The sequence below is a fragment of the Achromobacter semiaridum genome, from assembly GCF_053543755.1.
Map to the genome: position 1 here is coordinate 1 of NZ_JBLVOL010000110.1, position 2,590 is coordinate 2,590.

The window sequence follows — 2,590 nt, forward strand, 5'->3', positions numbered from 1 at the left end:
AAGTCCGCGCCAGCGGGCGCAGCGTGGGGGCAACAACCCGCCGCCGGGCCGCCCCAAGGCGGGGCAGCCCCCTCGGGGGGCAGCAAGTCCGCGCAAGCGGGCGCAGCGTGGGGGCAACAACCCCTATCGGGTCGGCGCATGGTTCAGCGTCCAGACGCCGTGCGGCGACTTGCCCACTGGGACCTGGTTCACAACCTTTTTCTGCTCCAGGTCCACCACCGTCAGCTTGCGCGCCCAGCGCGAGGTGACCAACAGCGTCTTGCCGTCAGCCAGCACGTCCATGCAGTCCGGGCCACCCGGCACCGCGAAGGTGTCGGTCACGGTCAGCGACAGCATGTCGATGCGGCTGATGGAATTGGCGGTGCGGTTGCTGACGAACAGATGGCGCTTGTCGCCCTGCGCGCGAAACGCGTGGGCGCCCGCGGCGGTGGGGATGCGTTTGATCAGCTTGGCCGGGCCGTGGCTGACGTCATAGGCTTCCACGAAGGAATCGCCCGTCAGCGCCACCAGCAAGGTCTTCTGATCCGGCGTCAGGAACACGTCGGCCGGCGTCTTGCCCACCGATACCGTCCACTTGGGCGTTTGCGTCGCCAGGTCGATGGCGATCAGCTGGTCGCTGTCTTGCAAGGTGACGTAAGCCGTGGTGCTGTTCTTGTCGATCATGATGTGGCTGGGCGTCTTGCCCGCCTGTACCCGCTTGACCAGCTTCAGCTCGGCGCCCTTGTGCTGCGGCTGCCACGCGTAGATGTCGATGTGGTCCAGCCGGTTGGCGGCCGTGACGAACCACTTCATGTCCGGCGAAAACTGCAACTGATAGGGGTCGACGATGTCGGTCAGCGTGCGCTGGATTTCGCCCGTTTTGGGGTCCATCATCGTGATCGTGTTGCCCGTGGCGTTGGCCACCATCAGCGACTTTTCGTCGGGGGTCAGATACAGGTGGTGCGGTTCCTTGCCGGTGGGCACGCGGCGCAGTTCCTTGTAGGACACCGGATCGACGATGCTGACGTTGGCGTCCAGGGAATTCAGGACAAAAATCGGGGCGGATGCCGCCGCTGCGCTAAGCGCCATCCCTACGCCGGCCAGGGCGTAGCGGACAAAATGCAAGGGGTTCAATTTCAAGGTCCGGCAAAAGAGGATCGGGCACCGATCCCAGTGCTCGCCATTTTAGGCACAGCCACCTTTCAAAAGGGCAACAAGGGGGGCTTTGGCGGCATTCGCTTGCGCCTGTTGCGACTTGGCAACATCCCCGCCGGCACTGCCCCCGGATTTCCAAAAAGTCATTTGCCGCCAACGGGTTGCGCGTTGGCGTCCACCCACGCGCCGGCAGCGATATCGCGTTCCCGCAGCGCCTGCGCGCGGCTGGCGGAGGCGGGGCCCAGGTCGGACTCCAGCACCCCGCCTTGCGGGCCGATGACAAAGGTGCCGATGCCCGTTTGCCCGTAGCGCGCGGGCCACGCCACGATGCGATAAGTCGTGCTGTCCGCGCCCGGCAGGACCTTGTAGCGATAGCCGAAATACGCGTCCGCCGCCGGCACCTCGGGGCCCATCACCAGCGCGTCCGGGCCGAACGCCTGGGGTGGCGCGCCCGGCACCTCGGGCCAGTACAGGCCGTCCATGGCGCCCGCACGGCTGATCAGTCGGCCGGCGTAGCGGCCCTGCCCCACGCCTTGCTGATAACGGGTTTGCGCGGCCTGCAGCTGTTGCAGGGTGTCGATGGCGGCAAGTTCATTGCGGCCGATCGCGCGGCGGGCCAGTTCGGCCTTGCCCGCCACCGGGTCAAAGCGCCAGCCCTTGCCGGCGTTCACAATGGGCACGGGCATCGTCCAGCCGGAATCGCCCACGGCCAGCCACGACCGGCCGCCCTCGGCGATGACCTCGTGCTTTTTCGCCCACGCGGCCAGAAAGCGGTAGATGTCGTCTTGCGGCACGCCGCCGGGCACCAGCTGCTTGTGGTTGGGTCCCAGCACCTTGGCCATGGCCGCCGGGTCGCTTGTGGCCAGCGCATCGGTGAAGGCGTCGGCCGCGGCCTGCGCGGTGGGATACACGCTTTGCGCAGCGACCGGCGCCGCAAGGCCCAGCGCCAGCAGCGACACGGCGCCCAGCGTACGCGCACGAACCCAGGCATTCGTCATGAAAGCTCCCTTGTCCATGGTGCTACCTCCGGCCGCCAAAATGGCCACCGCCGCCGCCACCGCCTCTATGCCCGCCGCCACCCGTCGCACGATGACCACCGCCCCCGCCGCCGCCGCGATTCATATCGCTGCGATGGCTTTGCTGGCGCATGCGGTCGCCGTTGCCGGCGTCGCTCAAGGCGCTGCTGGTGTTCGATGCCCGGGCGCGCTCGCGCGCGGCCGATTCGTCAGCGCGCTGGCGTTGCGCGGCGGCCTGGCGATCGTTGGTTGACACGCTGGAAGATCGGGGCGAGTGCGAGCCGCCTTGTGCGCCGGTGCCCGTGCGCGTTTGGGAACGGTCCTGCGCGCGGTCCTGCGGACGGTTCTGCGCACGTTCGGCCGCGCCTTCACCGCCCCGCCCGGCGCCCCCTTGCCCGCCCCGGTTGGCAGCGCCCTGGCCACGCCCGCCGCCCTCGTTG

At 68.3% G+C, this 2,590-nt stretch carries 2 protein-coding genes and 1 pseudogene; all 3 read right to left on the reverse strand.

Annotated features, from left to right (window positions below):
- Positions 1 to 123: 123 nt before the first annotated feature.
- The gene (locus ACNPP0_RS24190) at positions 124 to 1,104 is read right to left on the reverse strand and encodes a YncE family protein (RefSeq protein ID WP_448707227.1); all 981 of its coding nucleotides are present in this window, start codon (positions 1,102 to 1,104) and stop codon (positions 124 to 126) included.
- Positions 1,105 to 1,277: 173 nt separating this feature from the next.
- A complete protein-coding gene (locus ACNPP0_RS24195) occupies positions 1,278 to 2,150 on the reverse strand; it encodes a DUF2950 family protein (protein WP_448707226.1) in 873 nt (290 codons plus the stop codon).
- Positions 2,151 to 2,154: 4 nt separating this feature from the next.
- Positions 2,155 to 2,590 (reverse strand): annotated as a pseudogene (locus ACNPP0_RS24200) (DUF3300 domain-containing protein); the annotation flags it as partial.

Excerpts from the sequence above, each read along its gene's own strand:
- ACNPP0_RS24195 (WP_448707226.1), bottom strand. The coding sequence starts at position 2,150 with ATGGACAAGGGAGCTTTCATGACGAATGCCTGGGTTCGTGCGCGTACG.